Annotated in this window: 3 protein-coding genes; all 3 read right to left on the bottom strand. The window is 43.1% G+C overall.

Annotated features, from left to right (window positions below; translation table 11 throughout):
* On the bottom strand, positions 1–866 hold an 866-nt coding region (locus tag B3Z75_RS02945), incomplete at its 3' end, for a nucleotidyl transferase AbiEii/AbiGii toxin family protein (protein ID WP_294067601.1).
* A complete protein-coding gene (locus B3Z75_RS02940; RefSeq protein WP_294067599.1) occupies positions 863–1,588 on the bottom strand; it encodes a DUF6088 family protein in 726 nt (241 codons plus the stop codon). The genes B3Z75_RS02945 and B3Z75_RS02940, both read right to left, overlap by 4 nt.
* A gap of 180 nt (positions 1,589–1,768) precedes the next feature.
* On the bottom strand, positions 1,769–2,200 hold the full coding sequence (locus B3Z75_RS14240) for a hypothetical protein (RefSeq protein WP_414702851.1): 432 nt from the start codon (positions 2,198–2,200) through the stop codon (positions 1,769–1,771).
* Between the last annotated feature and the right edge of the window lie 280 nt (positions 2,201–2,480).

The following is a 2,480-nucleotide window of genomic DNA, read 5'->3' as shown; positions in this document are numbered from 1 at the left end:
GATAATTCAGACTGGTATTGATCCTTTAACTTGCTCCATAGGGAATCAAAATTGTGTATCAAGGGAGATTCAGCTATGGACCTGTTGGTCCATCCCTTAGGTTCATCAAACATTTTCTTGTCGTGTTCCAAAAGTGCGAGAAATTGCTGCTTAAATGTGTCAGACTGCATGCACTGGTAACAATCATCATCCTTCGCCAGAAAATACAAATCGTAGAAATGCCTGATCTTCGATGAAATAGATGGAACGGGATCCTGGTCCAGCGAAAAGCGAATGAGCGACACCAATTTCTCCAAAAGCGTTTGCTCCTTGTTCAGGATATTGATCTTGAAGGGATGCAGCTGATAAGCATCAATGAACGATTGATTATTTGTCTGGTCCAGAAAGTCGAACAACATGCTTTGAATAAGCCGGTTCTGAAAGGGGATAGGATTCGCGAATGAATTGACCTCAACAATAAGCCGGTTATTGAGATCGTTCTTCCGAATGGATGGGTACCTGAAAAGCGATTTCCTGTATCGGGAACCTTTGCTTGTGATTCCCTCCTCCTGAAATTCTGTAAGCTCTTCCGTTATCTCCTTTTCGAGATGACGAATGATCGTTTTGATTTCATTGCCAGTCTTATGTGTTGTGTTGACAATTGCGAGGTCGACATCTTCCGAGAAGCGGTCAATGAGCCGGTATCCTTTGGAAAGAGAAGTACCGCCTTTGAATACCGCCTCATCGCTGTATTTGCTGCCTGATAATCTTCGCAGGACCAAAGTAATCCAATAATCCTTCTCCACAAATCCGAGGTTAATCTCCAGATGCTGGGATGCCGCTCTCAGGGTTTGAGAAAAGAGTTGAGTGTCGTGATGCAGATTCATGAGAAATTCCATTTATCGGCTTCCGGGAATGCAACTTTAAGACCCGGCAGCTTGTATTTGGTAATAGGATTCAAAGAATCGTAAAGCGGCTGGGAAAGAGCATCAGTCTGAATAGTGTCGAGAAGCGTACCCAGTAAAGCCCTGGCAGAAGGTGGATACTTCAAGGCCAGTCGAATCAGGGTTGATTTTTCAGTATCCGAAAGATTCTTGAGAATAACCGAAAGGCGCATGCCGGATTTGCGGATTGTGGTATCGGGAATCTTTTGGACATAGCGGATCGCATCCATGATCTGCAGCAATGGAATGTTCTCTTTGGTGATGATGTTTTTTTGCTTGATGAACGAGATGGTATATTGTCCACGTTGGAAAGCAGGACGGACCACATTCTTTCCAATCTGGATGACATTACTGAGCTGCGTGGTCAACCCCAGGCTGTTGTAAATGCTGTAACCGGTGAGGTAACCAACCGTTTTCCCATTCTCTTCCAACAGATCTTTGACCACTTGTGACTGGTCGGGCTGTAAATACCCGAAAGGAGTAGTTTCAGGTTTGTAATACTTGCCTTTGGAAAGCTTGGCAATCTTACCGGCAGCCACCATCCGGTTCAATGCTTTGATGACCGCTTCCTTCCGATTCACCTCTGCCGGAAAATCGGCATAAGTGAACACATACCCCTTCGGGAATCTATCTATTGTAAATGATATGTATTCAGTTATTTTCATATTATATTATCCGAGACAAAGATAATACATTTGTCCAGTTTTTATACATAAATACTGGACATTTTTGGAAAATATCCAATCACCTCGGCTGGACAAAGTGGGGTTAGGTTCTTATTCACAAAAAATCGCCCGGCATGATAGACGATTTAAATGACAGGAAACATTGAACCGGGTGTTAATTCAATGTCCTGTATTCACTGGAAACTTCGTTCTAAGACCCTCATCCTTGAGTTCTCTTCTGATGCCGCTGAATAGATGCCAACAGCGTTCCGTTACCGGTATTACGGGTTGATGTGTAAGCAGAAATTTATGTTTCGCATTTGACCTGGAGAGTTGTCGATGAAGAAAATTCAAAATTTCATGTTCGGGCAACTGTTGGTCGGGACTAAAAAACTGTTCCAATACGAAAAAATGAACGTCATCGGTCAGCTTGTACTCATACATTCCGTTGGTCAACTCTTTACCGGTTTGTCTCTCTATAAAGGGCAGAACAACTTCTTTCCAAGCTTCGGGCTGACCGGGGCTTGTGCTGACATCGTGGTTTCCTTTTGCCAAGATCCAGGGAATACCCAAATCGGCATCATACAGATAGTCGACGCTAAATCGTGCCATATCGCGCGACAGTTTATCGTTTCCCGCAACTCCCTGCATTATCACCCAATTGAACAGCCGCTTTTATGGTGGGGGAAAAACTTGATACCTGTTGTTTGATTCGATGAAACAGATGAGGTGTGTAGGTGGCCGTAAAAAAAGGATATTCTTTTTTTTATTTCATAAAACTAAATAATTGACACCCGATCAATCAAAAGAAAGTTATTCAGACAGCCGTTTTTAGGTAGTGATCGCAACAATCGAAAAAGCACCTACCGATTTGAATCGATAAGTGCTTGAT

The organism is Proteiniphilum sp. UBA1028 (genome assembly GCF_002316955.1).
GTDB lineage: Bacteria > Bacteroidota > Bacteroidia > Bacteroidales > Dysgonomonadaceae > Proteiniphilum.
The sequence above is the reverse complement of the archived record's forward strand: the minus strand, read 5'-3'. Positions and strand labels throughout refer to the sequence as shown.

Bases quoted from the DNA above. Each gene is read 5' to 3' on its own strand.
- B3Z75_RS14240 (WP_414702851.1), bottom strand. From the start codon at position 2,200: ATGGCACGATTTAGCGTCGACTATCTGTATGATGCCGATTTGGGTATT.
- B3Z75_RS02940 (WP_294067599.1), bottom strand. From the start codon at position 1,588: ATGAAAATAACTGAATACATATCATTTACAATAGATAGATTCCCGAAG.